Consider the following 16,893-nt stretch of genomic DNA (forward strand, 5'->3'; position numbering starts at 1 on the left):
ACGTCCGCACGTTTCGACGGGCGCCCCGCTTTTATTGAGCGGCTGACGGACGCGCGACGGCAGCGGGTGATTCGATCTTACCCTGATCGCCATGCAGGCGCTGAATGACCGGCTTGGTCCACGATCCGGTGATCGAATAGTCGGCCGCGAAGGCTTTCTTGATCGACTGCGACAGCGCGAGGTCGGCCGCGAGCGCGCCGAGACCGAGCAGCGGATTGATGACCGCCGCGCCGAGCGCCACCGCGCCCGCGCCGACCGTCGGAATCACCTTGACGCGAAGATCCTGCGTCTTCTTCGGCAGATCGACTGAGCCGTGCGCCTGCACGCGCGCGGGCGGCGTGATCATCGAAAGATCGTCGGTGCGGCCGATGCCCTTCGCGATGCGCGCATTGCCCGTGAGCTTCTCGAACGGCAGCCCCTTGCCGACCACATCCTCGAAATGCAGCGTGAGCAGATTGGCGAGGCTGCGCAGGCTCAGAATGCCGAGCCACTTTGCGGCGGCCGGCGCGCGCAGAATCTGCCCGTGCCGCAAATCGACCGCCACCGTGCCGTCGAGCGTGGGCAGATCGACCGCGGTCGGACCACCGTTCCAGCCCGCGTGACCGGATACCGAACCGGTCGCGCCATTGACCGAATGCGGCAGACCGAAGCGGTCCAGGAACTGCCCGCCGTTGTTCACGTCCAGCCTGAAATCGACCGACGTGCGCCGGGGCGCGGCATCGTCGCCGCGTCGCGGCTGCGCGCCCGGCAGCGCGCGCCAGATGGCGTTCGCGGTGAAGGTCGCGTCCGGGTTGGCGAGCTGCAACTTGTCGAGCGTCCAGATCGGCTCATCGGCGACGGCTTCGTTGTGCGCATTCACTTCGAGCCGGCCCAGATCGCGGCCGCGCAGAAGAAGTTGATTCACGATCACATCGATGGACGGCATGTTGCGCGGCGGCCTGCTCATCGCTTTCTCGGCGGGCGCGTTGTCCGCTTTGTCGGGAATCGCCACTTTGTCGAGCCGCGCCTGCACCGCGCCGGGGCCGCCTTTGACCGCGCCGGGCGTGAACGCGACGCTGCCCGTCACCTGATCCGATGCGATGTTCGCGAGCCACTTGCGATCGCTCGACTCCTCGCGCGCGTCGATGGCGATGTTCTCCCAGCGCCGGTCGAGGAGCTTCAGCGTGCCGATGTGCAGCGCGGCGCGCGTCGGCACGAACTGGCGGGCGGTGTCGCTCATGGGCGAAGCGGGCGGGGAGGGCGTCGTTTGTGCCGCCGTCGCGTCCGCGAACACCTTGCGCCACGCATCGGCGTCGAGCGTATTCAGGTCCACGTCGGCGGCCACGCCTTCTGCCGGCAAGTCGGCGGGCTTGTTCACGGCGATCGCGCCGCGCACGGCCTGCAAGGTCGCGCGCATGTTCATCGGCGCGGCCGGGCTTTCGGTGTCGATCTTCACTTCCGCCCGGCCGATCCGCCGCAACTGGTAATGCGCCGCGAGCGGCCCGAGCGTGAGCCGCGCGTCGTGCAGATCCGATGCGACGCCGGGCGCGGGCGCGAAGCTGAACGCGAAGGGCATCGGCGCGCCCTTCGCCTTGCCGAACGGCGCGGGCAAGTCGATGCCGACGCCCGTGAGATCCGCTTTCGCCTGCACGTCGGGCAACGCGTTCTTCGCGCCGCGCACGTGCAGTTCATACGGCGCGGCGCCGTCGATGCGCGTCAGAAGCTGCGTGACCTGCGGCGTCATGCGGCCGTTGAAGCGCGCGGCGGCGTCGGTGCCGATGCGCCCGTTCACATCGAACGCATAGCTGCCGTCGGGCCGCACGCCGCCTGCCGCGCGCACGTCGCCGCCGAGCAGTTGCGCCGTGAGCGAATCGAGCGCGACGGTCTTCGCCGCGAAGTCCGCGCGGCCGCGCAAATGCGTGAGCGGCGGCAGATTGGCATACGCGACTTCATTGTCGGCAAAGGTCAGCGAGCCTTTGTACTCCGTGCGCAGCGGCGGCAGCGGCGGCGGCGGGCGGAAGCGCGGAATGCCGAGCGTGAGCGCGAGCGACGCGTTGCCCTTCGCGTCGAGCTTGCGCGTCGCGTGCTTCGCCATCAGGCCGAGCGAGCTGTTATCGACGTATTGCAGCATGTCGGCGAGCGGGCCGCGCGCCTGGCCGTCGATCCACAGCTTCGTTTCGCGGTTGCCCGTATCGTCGATACGTCCGATCACGCGCGACACGGCGACGCCCTTGTAATGCCCGCGATGAATGTCGAAGCCGAGCTTGTTCTGCGCGAGCGTGAAGGTGCCGTCGATGCCTTCGAACGCCGGCCAGAAATTCGGCAAGCCGTTGGCCATCTTGCGCGGCGGGAACGGCGTCGGATCGAACTTGCCGCCGGTGAACGGCGCTTCGATGCGAAATACGCCGGCATCCGGAAACTTCGCGTACGGAAAGCGCGTGAGATCGCCGTGCACTTCGAGCGTCGCGTTGCGCGCGACGCCCGCCTGCAACGCATGGCCGAGGTAGACGCGCACGCGTTCGTTCAGGCTCGTCGGCAGATAGCGCACCAGGTGCGTCGCGTTCAGGTGTGCGACCTTCGCCTTCAGGTCGAGATTGCCGCGGCCGTGCCCCTGATTCCAGTACGCGGCGGTGACTTCGCCCTCGGCGTCGGCGTTCTTCACGCGCAGCGTGTCCAGATGAATGGTGAACGCGCGGCGCAGCTCGCCCGGCGCGATGGCATCCGCGACGGTCCAGGTGGCGTGGCCCTGCAGCGAATCGAAGATGAGACGCGGGTCGTCGAACGCGCCGGGAATCGTCACGGCCGCGTTCTTCGTATCGATGCTGATGGTGCCTTGCGACTCGTTCGCGTCGACCGCGCCCCACAGGTTTTCGATGCCCGGAATGCCGGCGCGCGGGTGATTGTTCGCGGTCAGTCCCGGCGGCGGCTCCTGCGCCTGCACGCTGATGCCCTGCAACTCGCCCTTGAACGCATAGTGCAGCAGCTTCGCGTCGCCTTTTTCGCGCTGGCGCTTCACTTCTTCCTCGCTGCGCGGCGGCGCGCGTTCCGTGTAGATCGTGAAATTGGCAATCTGCCCGCGCGGATTGAAGCGCACGAGTTCGTTGAGCACGCGCGCCGGAACCGGCAGCGCGCGCGTGAATTCAGCGAGGATGCCGAGATCGGCTTCATCGCCCGTTATACGGAAAAGCAGGCCGACGTTGACCGCCGCCGGGCGATATGTCGCGCTGAGCGTGCGCGAGGTCAGAAGGCGCGCGACCGGCGTGCCGTCTTCCAGCGCGGGCTGGCCGAGTTCGGCGCGCAGGTCGGACAGATTGAGCGTGTACGCGCCGTCCTTCTTGTCGACGGTCCAGCCGAAGCGCGCCACCGGAAGATCGAGTCGCGGCTGCGTCGCCCGCACGCGCAGCGCGATGTTGCCGCCCGCGAGGTCGCCGTTCGCGCTCTGCAACTCCCCGCGCGCGAAGTTGACCCAGATGCGGTTCTCCACGCGGCCGTCGTAGATGGCGAACGGCATCTTCACGTAGCGCGCGAGCGTCGGCAGATCGAGCGGACCGGTCGACACGTACACGCGGCCGGTCCAGTTCGCGGGCGCGCCCATCGCGCTGAACGGCTCGTGGCGGAAGTCCGCGCGCAGGTCGAGCGGACCGTGCAGCACGTCGCCGTCGGGCGGCGCGGCGAGCGCCACGCGATGACGCAGGCCGTCGTTCAACACGGTGAGCCGCAGCCGCTTGAACGCTATCTCGGGCGCGCCGCGCTGGGCGTCGCGCCAGCGCAGCGTGCCGTCGCGCAGCAGAATGTGCTGTTGGCCGAGCAGCCATGTGGTGAACGCGTTGGAGCCCGTGCGATGCGTCGGAATCGGAACGCCCGCGACCGTGACTTCGCCTTTCGCGTTGCGCGCGGCGATCACGTCGGGGCCATCGACGGTCAGATCCGCCAGTTTCGGCTTGAGCTGCACGAGCGAGCGCCACGCGATACTCGCGCTCGCGTGCGGCACCGCGAGCCCCGGCGAGCCGTCGGCGGCGTCGATGCGAAGATTGTCGATGTCGATGGTCGGCTGCATGCCCGACCATCGCGCGGACAGCCGGCCGATGCGCAATTGCGCGTGCATGCGCGTGGAGACGGCTTCTTCGATGCGCGGCCTGAACGAATCGATCTGCGGCAGCACGACATAGCGCAGGCCGAGATAGATGCACGCGACCGCAAAATACAGCACGGCGGCGATGACGAGGACGACTTTGAGAACGCGCGACAGAACGCGCTCGGCGTTGCCGCTGGGCTCGGCTTGTCCAACTTCGGTCGGGTCGACGGATCGTCTGCTGTCGGACATGCTGCGGCTGTTCGGCGATATGGTAGTTTTGCGTGTTCGACGCTGAAATGTAACACAGGGCAAGGCGCGGACATTCGCGGCGCGCGCGCGCCGGACCGCCCGCAAAGGCCCGCCGCGCGAGCCTTTCGGGCGGTGCCGCCTGCGTCCGCCCGCGCACCGAAACACTCGACGCAAAGCAACCTGCGAGCCTAACCCTTCATGACCGATGTGACTCTGCGCAGTTCCGGCTACTCCACTTATGCAGCCCGCGCGTATGCCGCGCGCGCCGAACTGGCGTCGAACGTAGCGGAGTGGGCGCAGTCGCCCGTTACGCGCGAGTGGATCGAAGCGCGTCTCGATGCGCACTGCGCGCGCGCTTCGTCTAACGGCGCGCTCGACGAAGCCGCGCTCAAGACCGCGCTGCGGCGCCTTCGCGTGGACGTGTTCTGCACGGTGATGGAGCGCGATCTGCGCGGCGCGGCCGATGTCGCCGAAGTCACCGGCGCAATGACCGATCTCGCCGAAGTCACCATCCAGCGAGCGCTCGCCGTGCTGACGGCGGACCTCGAAACGCTGTTCGGCGAGCCGCGCGGGCCGAATGGCGAGCGGCTCACGCTCGGCGTCGTCGGCATGGGCAAGCTCGGCGGGCGCGAGCTGAACGCGTCATCGGATATCGATCTGATCTTTGTCTACGAAGACGACGGCGAAACCGCCGGCGGCACGCGCGCGCCGCTCGCGACGCAAGAATTCTTCACGCGGCTCGGACGGCGGCTGATCGGCGCGCTCGCGGAAATCACGCAGGACGGCTACCTGTTTCGCGTCGACATGCGGCTGCGTCCGAACGGCGATTCCGGACCGCTCGTGTGCAGTCTCGGCATGCTCGAAGAGTACTTCTACGTGCAAGGCCGCGAGTGGGAGCGCTACGCGTGGATCAAGGCGCGGCTCGTGTCCGAGCGCGAAAGCGAGTCCGCGCAGCGGCTCGCGAAGCAACTCGACGCGATCGCCACGCCGTTCGTCTACCGCCGCTACCTCGATTACGGCGTGATCGCGGCGATTCGCTCGCTGCATCAGCAGATTCGGCAAGAAGCGCGACGGCGCGCGTCCATGCGACCCGACAAGGCCGACGACATCAAGCTCGGGCGCGGCGGCATCCGCGAGATCGAGTTCAGCGCGCAAGTGTTTCAGTTGATTCGCGGCGGGCAGGCAGCGGATTTTCGTATCCGGCCGACGCTCGCCGTGCTCGAACGCGCGGCGGCCAACGGGCTCATCGCCCCACATGTGCGCCATGCGCTCACCGAGGCGTATCTCTTCCTGCGCACGGTCGAGCATCGTCTGCAGTATCGCAACGACGCGCAGACGCACGCCATGCCCGTGGCCGACGAGGAGCGCGCGCTGCTGGCGTCGTCGCTCGGCTTCGCGGATTACGCCGCGTTGATGAAGAAGCTCGACGCTCACCGCGAATTCGTCGAGCAGCAGTTCGACGCGATCTTCGCCGACAAGGTAAGCGGCGAGCATGGCTGCGGCGTGGCGGAAGATTCGGCGGCGTCGTGGATCTGGAGCGGCGCGCTCGCCGACGAATCCGCCCAGGACGAACTCACCGCGCGTCTCATGGAACTGGGCTTCGCGGACCCGGCGCCGGTGCTCGCGCGGCTGACGGGCGTCTGGAACTCGTCGCGCTATGCCGGGCTGCCGGAACAAAGCCGTGGCCGGTTCGACATCGTCGTGCAGCGCGCGCTGGAAGCCGTGCAGTCCATCGACGCGGCGCGCCGCGTGGATACCATCGCGCGTCTCTTCGATCTGCTCGAAGCCACGGCGAAGCGCGGCGCGTACCTCGCGTTGCTCACCGAATATCCGGCGGCGCTCGACCGCGTGCTCTCGGTGCTGTCGGGGTCGCGCTGGGCGGCGGGCTATCTGATCCGCCATCCGCAATTGCTCGACGAATTGCTCGACGACGAAGCGATTTCCAGCCCGTTCGACTGGCCCGAATTCCGGCGCGCGCTGAATGCGCGTCTCGCCGCCGCCGAGGACGCCGAGCATCAGATGGACTTGCTGCGCCACGCGCATCAGGCCGAAGTGTTCCGCATTCTGCTGCTGGATCTGGCCGGGCGGCTGACGGTCGAGCACGTGAGCGACCGCTTGTCCGAACTCGCGGACGCGGTGCTCGACGTGACCGTCGAAACCGTGTGGAAGCAGTTCCCGAAGCGGCATCGCGAGACGCCGCGGTTTTCGGTCATCGCGTATGGGAAGCTGGGCGGCAAGGAACTGGGTTACGCGTCGGATCTCGATCTGATCTTTCTCTACGACGACCCCGACGATGCCGCCTCCGACATCTACGCGATGTTCGCGCGCCGCCTGATTACGTGGCTCACGGCGGCGACGGGCGCGGGCACGCTCTTCGACGTGGACTTGCGGCTGCGGCCGAACGGCGAGTCCGGCCTCTTGGTCACTAGCCTCGATTCGTTTCGCCGCTATCAGCTACGCGAGGGCGACGCGGCCAATACCGCGTGGGTGTGGGAGCATCAGGCGCTGTCGCGGGCGCGGTTCAGCGCGGGCGATGCCGACATCGGCGCGCAGTTCGAAGCGATCCGCGCCGACGTGCTCGTGATGGAGCGCGATGCGGCGGCGCTCGCGCTCGAAATCGTCGCGATGCGGGAACGCGTGGCGGCGGGGCATCCCAATCGCAGCGATTTGTTCGACCTGAAGCACGATCGCGGCGGCATGGTCGATATCGAGTTCATCGTGCAGTACTGGGTGCTCCTGCACACGCGGACGCATCGCGCGTTTTTGCGCAACGCGGGGAATATCACGCTCTTGAAGATCGCGGCGCAGAGCGGCCTCATTTCGGAGCCGGATGCGGAGACGATCGGCGCGGCGTACCGGTATTACCGGAAGCTCCAGCACACGCTGCGGCTCGACGGCATGGAGAAGGCGCGCGTCGATCCGGCTGTCGTGCGCGTGGAGCGCGAAGCGGTGACGGGCCTCTGGCGGCGCGTGTTTGGCGATGGGATGTGAGCGGCGGGTGTTTGGCGCGTGAGAGGTGGCGCGATGTGGACGGCGCATGCGTGACGCGATGCGGGCGGCGCGTGCGGGGCCCGGGTCCGGCGTGGCCGGAAGTAGGAGCGCACGCCGCGGCTCGAACGCATGCAGAAACCCCGCGTCGACCTGACCGGCGTGGGCGTACTGCATGAAGCGGTGACGGCGCCTAGCGGCGTGTGTTCGGCGACGCGATGTGAGGGGCGCCTCGTTGGCGCGCGTCCGGACTCGTTCAGCGGTGAATGCCGGCGACGTCCGCCGCGCGTGTTCGGCGACCGTAAGTTGGGGCCCGTGCTTGGCACGAGAGAGGCGCGCGAGGAGCGCCTGCTTGACACTAAGAGGCGTGCGTGCGGCGGGCGAGTGGCGGCGCGACGTGCGCCGCGCGTGCCTAGCGCGCGGGCGGCGCGTGAGCGGCAGGCGAAAAGCGCGCTGCCGCTTGCTAGACTCACGCCGCCAGCATCTCCTTCGCGTGTTTGCGCGTCGTCGCGGTTATTTCGATACCGCCGAGCATCCGCGCCACTTCCTCGATGCGCTTTGCCTTGTCGAGCGGCGTCACGGTGCTGACGGTGCCGCCCGCATCGTCGGACGACTTCGCCACCTGAAAATGCTGATCCCCGCGCGCGGCCACTTGCGGCAAGTGCGTGACGCACAGCACCTGACGGTCGCGCCCGAGTTGATGCAGGAGCCGCCCGACGACTTCCGCGACGCCGCCGCCGATGCCCGTGTCCACTTCGTCGAAAATGAGCGTCGGCGTCGGGCTCGCGGTACTCGCGATGACGGCGAGCGCGAGGCTGATACGCGCCAGTTCGCCGCCCGACGCGACCTTCGCGAGCGGCCGCAACGCGACGCCCGCGTGACCGGCAACGCGGAACTCGATCTGCTCCAGCCCATTCGCGCCGCCTTCCGCAAGCGGCACGAGCGCGACTTCGAAGCTGCCGCCCGCCATCGACAATTCCTGCATGCCTTCGGTGACCGCTTTCGAGAGCGACTTCGCGGCCTTCGCGCGCGCCTTCGAAAGCACGTTCGCTTCGGCGAGATACGCGTCTTTCGCTTTCGCGGCGGCGGCGTTCAGCGCGTCGAGATCGGCGGCGGCGTCGAGTTCGGCAAGCTGACGGCGGCGCGTTTCGTGTTCTTCCGGCAGCGCTTCGGGCTGAAGGCGGAACTTGCGCGCCGTCGAATGAAGCTGATCCATGCGCTTTTCGACTTGCGCGAGCCGGTCCGGGTCGAGCTCCAGCCGCTGCGCATAGTGCGACAGCGAGTAGGCCGCCTCCTGCAACTGGATTTCGGCCGGTTCGAGTGAAGCGAGCACGTCGTTGAGCGCCGGGTCGATGTCGGCGAGAGAGCGCAGCTTCGAAATGATGGCGCCGAGCTGGGAGATCATCGCGTCATCGGATTCGGACAGCGCGCCGAGCGCGTTCTGCACGCCGTCGATCAGACTCGCCGAGTGCGACAGCCGATGATGCTCCGCGCTCACTTCCTCCCATTCGCCGGACTGGGGCGCGAGCTTGTCGAACTCGCTGAGTTGCCAGGCGAGGCGTTCGCGCTCCAGTTGCAGTTCGCGGTCGCGGCTTTGCGCGGCATCGACGGCCTGCTGCGCTTCGCGCCAGGCCCGCCACGCGCGATTCACGGCGGCGGCCGTATCGACCAGGCCGGCGTGCGTGTCGAACAGCTCGCGCTGCGCGTCGGGACGCATCAATAATTGATGCGCGTGCTGGCCGTGGATATCCACGAGCATTTCGCCGACTTCGCGCAATTGCGTGAGCGTCGCCGGCGTGCCGTTGATGAATGCGCGCGAGCGGCCGCTCGAATCGATCACGCGGCGCAGCATCACCGAGTCGCCGTCCTGCGAGAGCGCGTGCTCGTCGAGCCAGCGAACCACTTGCGGGTGCGTGCCGAACTCGGCGGTGATGTCCGCGCGCGGCTCGCCGGTGCGCACGACGCTCGCATCGGCGCGGGCGCCGAGCGTGAGGGCGAGGGCGTCGATCAGAATCGACTTGCCCGCGCCGGTTTCACCCGAAAAAACCGTGAAGCCCGAATCGAATTCGATGTCGAGCGCGGCGACGATGACGAAGTCTCGAATGGAGAGATGACGGAGCATGGACGCTTCGGGAAGGGTTCGGCAAAGATGTGCGGTCAGACAGACGAGTCCTGCGAAGGATGCTCGTTCCAGTGCAGTTTCTTGCGCAGCGTGGCGTACGTGCTGTAGCCGACCGGATGCAGCACCGGCACGGTATGCCGGGAGCGCCGCACCTCGATGGCGTCGTTCAGTTCGACGGCGGTGAACGACTGCATGTCGAAGTTCACGTTCACGTCGCGCCCGCCGATGATCTGAATGGTGACCTTCGAGTCGTCCGGCAGCACGATCGGACGGTTCGAAAGCGAGTGCGGGGCGATCGGCACGAGCACGAAGCCTTGCAGCTGCGGATGCAGAATCGGCCCGGCGGAAGACAGCGCGTACGCCGTGGAGCCGGTCGGCGTCGCGACGATCAGCCCGTCGGAGCGCTGGTTGTACATGAAGTGGCCGTCCACCGACACGCGCAGTTCCGCCATGCCCGAGAAGCCGCTGCGATTCACGACCACGTCGTTGAACGCGAGCGCGTGGTAGATGGGCTTGTCGTTGCGCACGATGCGCGCTTCCAGCAGGCTGCGCTCTTCGCGCTCGAACTGCCCGGCGAGCATTTGCGGCACGCGTTCGTGCATTTCCTTGAGCGGGATGTCGGTGATGAAGCCGAGCCGCCCGTGATTCACGCCGATGAGCGGCGTTCTGTACGGCGCAAGCTGACGGCCCACGCCGAGCATGGTGCCGTCGCCGCCGAGAACGACGGCCACATCCGCACGCGCGCCGATCTCCGCGATGGACAGCGCGGGATAGTCGGTCACGCCGACATCCTTCGCGGTGCCGGCTTCGAACACCACGTCGAAGCCCTGGTTCGCAATGTGCTCCGCGAGCGATCGCAGCGGCGCCTCGATGCCGGGCGTGTTGGTTCGCCCGACCAGGGCGACCGTCTTGAATTGGCCAATTTCCATGCCGGCATTACACCATAGGTCGAAGGCGAAAAGAACCGGAGCCGCGCGGTCTCTGACGCGTCCGGTTTGTCGCTAGAATGGAGCGGACATTGAACGATCGGCGCGCCGCCGAACGCACCGCGAAGCGGCGCGAGCCCGCGGCGGCAGCCGTCGCCGCGCTTTGACACGTTGCGTTAAAATTTGCCCATGCTAGACCCACGTGCACAAACCCTCCTGAAAACGTTGATCGAGCGTTACATCGCCGAAGGTCAGCCGGTCGGTTCGCGCACGTTATCACGGCACTCCGGCCTCGAACTGAGTCCCGCCACCATCCGCAACGTGATGTCGGACCTCGAGGACTTGGGCCTCGTCGCCAGTCCGCATACGTCGGCGGGGCGCATTCCCACGCCGCGCGGCTACCGCCTGTTCGTCGACACCATGCTCACGGTCGAAGCCCCGCAGGACGAGGCGATGACCACGGCCGTCAAGACGCGCCTGCAAGGCCAGGAGCCGCAGAAGATCGTCGCGGCGGCGGCGAGCGTGTTGTCCAGTCTGTCCTCGTTTGCAGGCGTGATCCTCACGCCGCGCCGCAGCCACATGTTCAAGCAGATCGAGTTCATGCGGCTGTCGGACAAGCGCATTCTGCTCATCATCGTGACGCCGGAAGGCGACGTGCAGAACCGCATGATGGCCACGCAGCGCGACTACTCGCCCTCGCAACTCACGGAAGCCTCCAATTACATCAACGCGCATTTCGCGGGCCTGTCCTTCGACGAAGTGCGCCGCCGGCTGCGCGAGGAAATCGACCAGTTGCGCGGCGACATGACCACGCTGATGCAAGCGGCGGTCGTCGCGAGCACGGCCGAGACCGATCCCGGCGAGACCGTGCTGATTTCCGGCGAGCGCAACCTGCTCGAAGTCGCGGACCTTTCGTCCGACATGGCGCGGCTGCGCAAACTCTTCGACCTCTTCGACCAAAAGACGAGCCTCCTGCAATTGCTGGATGTATCGAGTCACGCGCAGGGCGTGCAGATTTTCATCGGCGGGGAATCGAATCTCGTGCCGATCGAGGAGATGAGCGTCGTGACCGCGCCGTACGAAGTGAACGGCAAGATCGTCGGCACGCTCGGCGTGATCGGCCCGACCCGCATGGCCTACAACCGCGTGATTCCCATTGTCGATATCACGGCGCGCCTGCTGTCGATGTCGCTCAGCCAGCAATAGCCAGCAATAGCGCGCCTTTGCGGTCATCTTGCCGCGCCGTCGAACGCGCCGCCACTAGGCCGTTCGGCCGATGCAGCGTGCTGGAACGCGCCGCTATAATGGCCGTCACCTTTCGATGACTTTCGGCCGCCTTGCCCTATGCGTTTCGACCTCGAGTTGCCCTCGCAGCCCAGCGCCTCGCATCGCGTCGCGGTGCTGCTGATCAATCTCGGCACGCCGGACGCGCCCACGCCGCGAGCGGTGCGCAAATATCTCGCGCAGTTTCTGAGCGATCCGCGCGTCGTCGAAATTCCCGCGTTCATCTGGCAAATCATTCTGCGCGGCATCATACTGCCGTTTCGCGGGCGCGCATCGGCGAAAAAATACGCGCAGGTGTGGATGCCCGAAGGCTCGCCGTTGCGCGTCTATACGGAGCGGCAGGTCGAAGGCTTGCGGCGGCTTTTTGCGGCGAACGACTATCACGTCATCGTCGATTACGCGATGCGCTACGGCACGCCGGGCATCGGCGCCATGCTCAATCAGCTGAAGCTGGAAGGCGCCGATCGCATTCTGCTCGTGCCGATGTATCCGCAGTATTCGTCGTCGACCACGGCCACCGCTTTCGACGACGCCTTTACCGCGCTCAAGCGCGTGCGCAATCAGCCGGAGATCCGCACCATTCGCCATTACGCGGACCATCCCGCGTATATCGCGGCGCTCGCCGAGCAGGTGCGTGACTACTGGCGGCTGCACGGCCAGCCGGACTTCGCCTCGGGCGACAAGCTCGTGCTGAGTTTTCACGGCGTGCCGAAGCGGACCATGGACCTCGGCGACCCGTACCACGACCAATGCCAGTTGACCGGCTCGCTGCTCGCCTCCGCGCTGGGGCTCACGCCCGTGGAATGCCGCGTGACGTTCCAGTCGCGCTTCGGCCGCGCGGAGTGGCTGCAGCCGTACACCGCGCCGACGCTCGCGGAACTGGGCGCGGCCGGCGTGAAGCGCGTGGACGTGTTCTGCCCCGGCTTCACGGCGGACTGCCTGGAAACGATCGAGGAAATCGGCATCGAAGTGCGCGACGAGTTTCTGCAGGCGGGCGGCAAGGAGTTCCATCGCATTGCCTGCCTGAACGCGTCGCCGGCGTGGATCAAGGCGCTAGGCGAGATCGCGGCACAACATCTGCAAGGATGGCCTGTACAGGCCACGCAACCGGTGACGGTGGCGGCCTGAAACCGCTCATCGCACGAGAATCACCATGAATTACAAGATCACGACGGAACCGGGCGCGCGCCTGCGCATCGACAAATGGCTGTGGGCCGCGCGTTTCTTCAAGACGCGCTCGCTCGCGAGCGACGCAGTGGAGAAAGGCCGCGTGAGGATCGGCGGCGCGAACGTGAAGCCGTCGAAGGACGTGCGTGTGGGCGATATCGTCGAGATCGATATCGAGCGGATCGTGTGGCAGGTGCAGGTGCTGGGCCTCTGCGACGTGCGCGGGCCCGCGCCGGTGGCGCAGACGCTCTATGCCGAGACGGACGAAGGCCGGACCAAGCGGCTGGCGGAAGCGGAACGGCGCAAGACGTTTCGTGAGCCGGCAGCCGGCATGCAGGGCAGGCCGACGAAGCGCGACCGCCGCATCATCGACAGATTTTCAGGTTCGGATTGAAGAATTCTTCGACCGTCGCGTGAACGCCGCCGTACTCGGTGGTGCGCGCGGTCAGGGCGCCGGACATGCAGATGGTCGTGGTCCCCGCGACGAGTACCAGGGCGACCACCGCGATGGCAAAGGTCAGTTTCATGGTACCCCCGGAAACGGGAACGGCGGCTGGACGACCGCGCGAGAATCAGGAAATTGGCGACGCGCAAGCGGTTTGAAGCAATCGTAGGATTAGGGTTAACGTGCGTCCTGCGGTGCTTGATCGAAGTGTAGGTGAGCCGCTGCATTCCCTCAATCTCAATTTACGCGATGCGGCAAAACGTCCGTTACCGCTTATTGCGCGCACGGCCGTACTGGCACACTGACGTTCAATTTTGATCTGACAAAGCCTTGAAAACTTTTCCGCTGCCCCAATTTCGGCAGCTAGCGCGAGGAAGCGCGCCGGCCGTCGATGGCCGGCGGCATTCCCGATCCATCCAATCACGGTAATGACACTCAGCGACATGGAAAACACGCAAGAGAATTCAGCGAGCCAGAACCCCACGCCCGCCGACGAAAACGCGCGCCAGGCCGCCGACTCCAATCAGGCAGCAACGCAGGCCGCCTCGGCAGACGGCACTGCCGCGCCGGAAGCCGCCGCGAACAGCACGAACGCCACCGAAACTGCACTGGCCGAAGCGCAAGCCCGCGTGGCCGCGCTGCAGGAAGAGTTCCTGCGGGCGAAGGCGGAAACGGAGAACGTACGCCGCCGCGGCCAGGAAGATGTGGCGAAGGCGCACAAGTTCGCCATCGAAAACTTCGCCGAAAATCTGCTGCCGGTGCTCGACAGCCTCGAAGCCGCGCTCGCGGACCAGTCCACGGATCTCGCCAAGGTGCGCGAAGGCGTCGAACTGACGCTGCGCCAGTTGACGGGCGCGCTGGAAAAGGGCCGCGTCGTCGCGCTGAATCCGGTCGGCGAGAAGTTCGACCCGCATCGTCATCAGGCCATCTCCATGGTGCCGGCGGATCAGGAGCCGAACACCATCGTTGCAGTGCTGCAGAAGGGCTACATCATCGCCGACCGCGTGCTGCGTCCGGCGCTCGTCACCGTCGCTGCGCCGAAGTAAGCCCGCGAGGTTCGCGATCATGGCCAACGTGCCCGTCGATTCGACCGCTTTCTCCGTCTTCGAGATGCAGGAACTGGACGCCGCCGGCTTCGACGCCGGGCTGGCGTCGGCGGGCGACGAACTGGCCGTCGTGTTCTTCTGGGGCCTCGACTGCTTCAACTGCGAGATCGCGAAAAAAGCGATGCTCGCCCAGCCCGACGCCATTCGCGCGCTCGGACTGAAGTGGTTTCACAGCAATGTGTACGAGCATCGCGAGCTAGGCCGCCGGTTCATGTTGCACGGCGTGCCGACGTGGTTCTTCTTTCACCGCGGCAAGCGGCTCGGCCGCGCAACCGGCTGGCACGGTCTCGCGCAGTTCGAGGCGGCGGTCGCGGCGGCGCGCGAGAAAATCCGCGCGGCGGCAGCAAAGGAATGACGCGAGCCGGAGCGCAAAAAGTTATAGACCGCATTGCATTCAGGGTCTTGAAAACGAAACCGGCGCTCTTATCTTGCGTATAGGTATGAATTTTGGGCGTTCGGCCCGTTGAATCGGCCGCAAAAGCCGGCGTTCCCCGGCCGCAGCGCCAAAGCGATCAAAGCTAGGAGAGTATAAAAATGGGCAAAATCATCGGCATCGACCTCGGCACCACGAACTCGTGCGTGGCGCTGATGGAAGGCAATCAGGTCAAGGTCATCGAGAACTCGGAAGGCGCGCGCACCACGCCGTCGATCATCGCGTATATGGATGACAACGAGATCCTCGTCGGCGCGCCTGCCAAGCGTCAGTCGGTCACGAATCCGCGCAACACGCTGTACGCAGTCAAGCGCCTGATCGGCCGCCGCTTCGAAGAGAAGGAAGTGCAGAAGGACATCGGCCTGATGCCCTACAAGATCGTCAAGGCCGACAACGGCGACGCATGGGTCGAAGCGCACGGCCAGAAGCTCGCGCCGCCGCAAATCTCGGCGGAAGTGCTGCGCAAGATGAAGAAGACCGCTGAAGACTACCTCGGCGAGCCGGTGACGGAAGCCGTCATCACGGTTCCGGCGTACTTCAACGACAGCCAGCGTCAGGCAACCAAGGACGCGGGCCGCATCGCCGGTCTGGAAGTCAAGCGCATCATCAACGAACCGACGGCAGCCGCGCTCGCGTTCGGCCTCGACAAGGCTGAAAAGGGCGACCGCAAGATCGCCGTGTTCGACCTGGGCGGCGGCACGTTCGACATCTCGATCATCGAAATCGCGGATGTGGACGGCGAAATGCAGTTCGAAGTGCTCTCCACGAACGGCGACACGTTCCTGGGCGGCGAAGACTTCGACCAGCGCATCATCGATTACATCATCGGCGAGTTCAAGAAGGAGCAGGGCGTCGATCTGTCGAAGGACGTGCTCGCGCTGCAACGCCTGAAGGAAGCCGCTGAGAAGGCGAAGATCGAACTGTCGTCCACGGCGCAGACCGAAATCAACCTGCCGTACATCACGGCGGACGCGTCCGGTCCGAAGCACTTGAACCTGAAGATCACCCGCGCGAAGCTCGAAGCGCTCGTGGAAGACCTGATCGAGCGCACGATCGAACCGTGCCGCATCGCCATCAAGGATGCTGGCGTGAAGGTCGGTGAAATCGACGACGTGATTCTCGTCGGCGGCATGACGCGCATGCCGAAGGTGCAGGAAAAGGTGAAGGAGTTCTTCGGCAAGGAACCGCGCCGTGACGTGAACCCGGACGAAGCCGTGGCCGTGGGCGCCGCGATTCAAGGTCAGGTTCTGTCGGGCGACCGCAAGGACGTGCTGCTGCTCGACGTGACTCCGCTCTCGCTCGGCATCGAGACGCTCGGCGGCGTGATGACGAAGATGATCAACAAGAACACCACGATCCCGACGAAGCACTCGCAGGTGTATTCGACGGCGGACGACAACCAGAGCGCCGTGACGATCAAGGTGTTCCAGGGCGAGCGCGAAATGGCCGCAGGCAACAAGCTGCTCGGCGAGTTCAACCTCGAAGGCATTCCGCCCGCACCGCGCGGCGTGCCGCAGATCGAAGTGACCTTCGATATCGACGCGAACGGCATTCTGCACGTCGGCGCGAAGGACAAGGCGACCGGCAAGGAAAACAAGATCACCATCAAGGCGAACTCGGGTCTGACGGATGCCGAAATCGACAAGATGGTGAAGGACGCCGAAGCCAACGCCGAAGAAGATCACAAGCTGCGCGAGCTGGCCGATGCCCGCAACCAGGGCGACGCGCTGGTCCACAGCACGAAGAAGGCGGTTGCCGAGTACGGCGACAAGGTCGAGGCTTCGGAGAAGGAAAAGATCGAAGCCGCGCTGAAGGACCTCGAAGAGGCGCTGAAGAACACGTCGAGCGACAAGGCGACGATCGAAGCGAAGATCGAGGCGCTGGCTACGGCATCGCAGAAGCTCGGCGAAAAGATGTACGCGGACATGCAGGCGCAGCAAGGCGCGGCGGGTGCGGCTGCCGGTGCGGCCGGCGCGGAAGCGGCATCGGCTGGCGCGAGCCAGCAGCATGACGATGTCGTCGACGCCGACTTCAAAGAAGTGAAGAAGGACTAAGCCGCAGAGCGCGTGGATGGCAACGTTCACGCGCTCGCGGTCTTTTCGCGGGCAGTTTCGCGCGA

11 protein-coding genes are annotated in these 16,893 nt (G+C 66.0%); 7 read left to right on the forward strand and 4 right to left on the reverse strand.

From position 1 onward, the window contains the following. Positions 1 to 31: 31 nt before the first annotated feature. Positions 32 to 4,303, reverse strand: a complete 4,272-nt coding sequence (locus tag LDZ26_RS01835; RefSeq protein WP_244847919.1) for a YhdP family protein — start codon at positions 4,301 to 4,303, stop codon at positions 32 to 34. Between the two features lie 198 nt (positions 4,304 to 4,501). Between LDZ26_RS01835 and glnE the strand changes: the two genes are divergently transcribed. After that, positions 4,502 to 7,294 (forward strand): bifunctional [glutamate--ammonia ligase]-adenylyl-L-tyrosine phosphorylase/[glutamate--ammonia-ligase] adenylyltransferase, encoded by a 2,793-nt coding sequence (glnE, locus tag LDZ26_RS01840; RefSeq protein ID WP_244847920.1) that lies wholly within the window; start codon positions 4,502 to 4,504, stop codon positions 7,292 to 7,294. A gap of 466 nt (positions 7,295 to 7,760) precedes the next feature. Here the strand turns inward: glnE and recN are convergent, their stop codons facing one another. Then, the gene (gene recN, locus LDZ26_RS01845) at positions 7,761 to 9,413 is read right to left on the reverse strand and encodes a DNA repair protein RecN (RefSeq protein ID WP_244847921.1); all 1,653 of its coding nucleotides are present in this window, start codon (positions 9,411 to 9,413) and stop codon (positions 7,761 to 7,763) included. A gap of 35 nt (positions 9,414 to 9,448) precedes the next feature. Next, complete coding sequence (locus LDZ26_RS01850) at positions 9,449 to 10,342, reverse strand: NAD kinase (protein WP_244847922.1); 894 nt, start codon at positions 10,340 to 10,342, stop codon at positions 9,449 to 9,451. Between the two features lie 186 nt (positions 10,343 to 10,528). Here LDZ26_RS01850 and hrcA point away from each other — a divergent pair, with 186 nt between their 5' ends. From hrcA to LDZ26_RS01865, 3 genes are all read left to right on the forward strand, one after another. Continuing rightward, on the forward strand, positions 10,529 to 11,545 hold the full coding sequence (hrcA, locus tag LDZ26_RS01855) for a heat-inducible transcriptional repressor HrcA (RefSeq protein ID WP_244847923.1): 1,017 nt from the start codon (positions 10,529 to 10,531) through the stop codon (positions 11,543 to 11,545). Positions 11,546 to 11,683: 138 nt separating this feature from the next. Continuing rightward, positions 11,684 to 12,751 (forward strand): ferrochelatase, encoded by a 1,068-nt coding sequence (gene hemH / locus LDZ26_RS01860; protein ID WP_244847924.1) that lies wholly within the window; start codon positions 11,684 to 11,686, stop codon positions 12,749 to 12,751. A gap of 25 nt (positions 12,752 to 12,776) precedes the next feature. Beyond that, on the forward strand, positions 12,777 to 13,184 hold the full coding sequence (locus LDZ26_RS01865) for an RNA-binding S4 domain-containing protein (protein ID WP_175939500.1): 408 nt from the start codon (positions 12,777 to 12,779) through the stop codon (positions 13,182 to 13,184). On the opposite strand, the gene LDZ26_RS01870 is transcribed toward LDZ26_RS01865, so the two are convergent. After that, positions 13,156 to 13,317, reverse strand: a complete 162-nt coding sequence (locus LDZ26_RS01870) for a hypothetical protein (RefSeq protein WP_175939501.1) — start codon at positions 13,315 to 13,317, stop codon at positions 13,156 to 13,158. The two genes, LDZ26_RS01865 and LDZ26_RS01870, sit on opposite strands and share 29 nt — an antisense overlap. 361 nt (positions 13,318 to 13,678) lie before the next feature. Here LDZ26_RS01870 and grpE point away from each other — a divergent pair, with 361 nt between their 5' ends. The 3 genes from grpE (at position 13,679) to dnaK (ending at position 16,828) form a co-directional block, all read left to right on the forward strand. After that, positions 13,679 to 14,281 carry a nucleotide exchange factor GrpE gene (gene grpE / locus LDZ26_RS01875; protein ID WP_244847925.1) on the forward strand — a complete coding sequence of 201 codons (603 nt, stop codon included), beginning with the start codon at positions 13,679 to 13,681 and terminating at the stop codon, positions 14,279 to 14,281. Between the two features lie 19 nt (positions 14,282 to 14,300). Then, the gene (locus LDZ26_RS01880; protein ID WP_244847926.1) at positions 14,301 to 14,696 is read left to right on the forward strand and encodes a thioredoxin family protein; all 396 of its coding nucleotides are present in this window, start codon (positions 14,301 to 14,303) and stop codon (positions 14,694 to 14,696) included. A gap of 179 nt (positions 14,697 to 14,875) precedes the next feature. Beyond that, on the forward strand, positions 14,876 to 16,828 hold the full coding sequence (dnaK, locus tag LDZ26_RS01885; protein ID WP_244847927.1) for a molecular chaperone DnaK: 1,953 nt from the start codon (positions 14,876 to 14,878) through the stop codon (positions 16,826 to 16,828). The last annotated feature ends 65 nt before the right edge of the window (positions 16,829 to 16,893 follow it).

The organism is Caballeronia sp. SL2Y3, from assembly GCF_022879575.1.
Classification (GTDB): Bacteria; Pseudomonadota; Gammaproteobacteria; order Burkholderiales; family Burkholderiaceae; genus Caballeronia.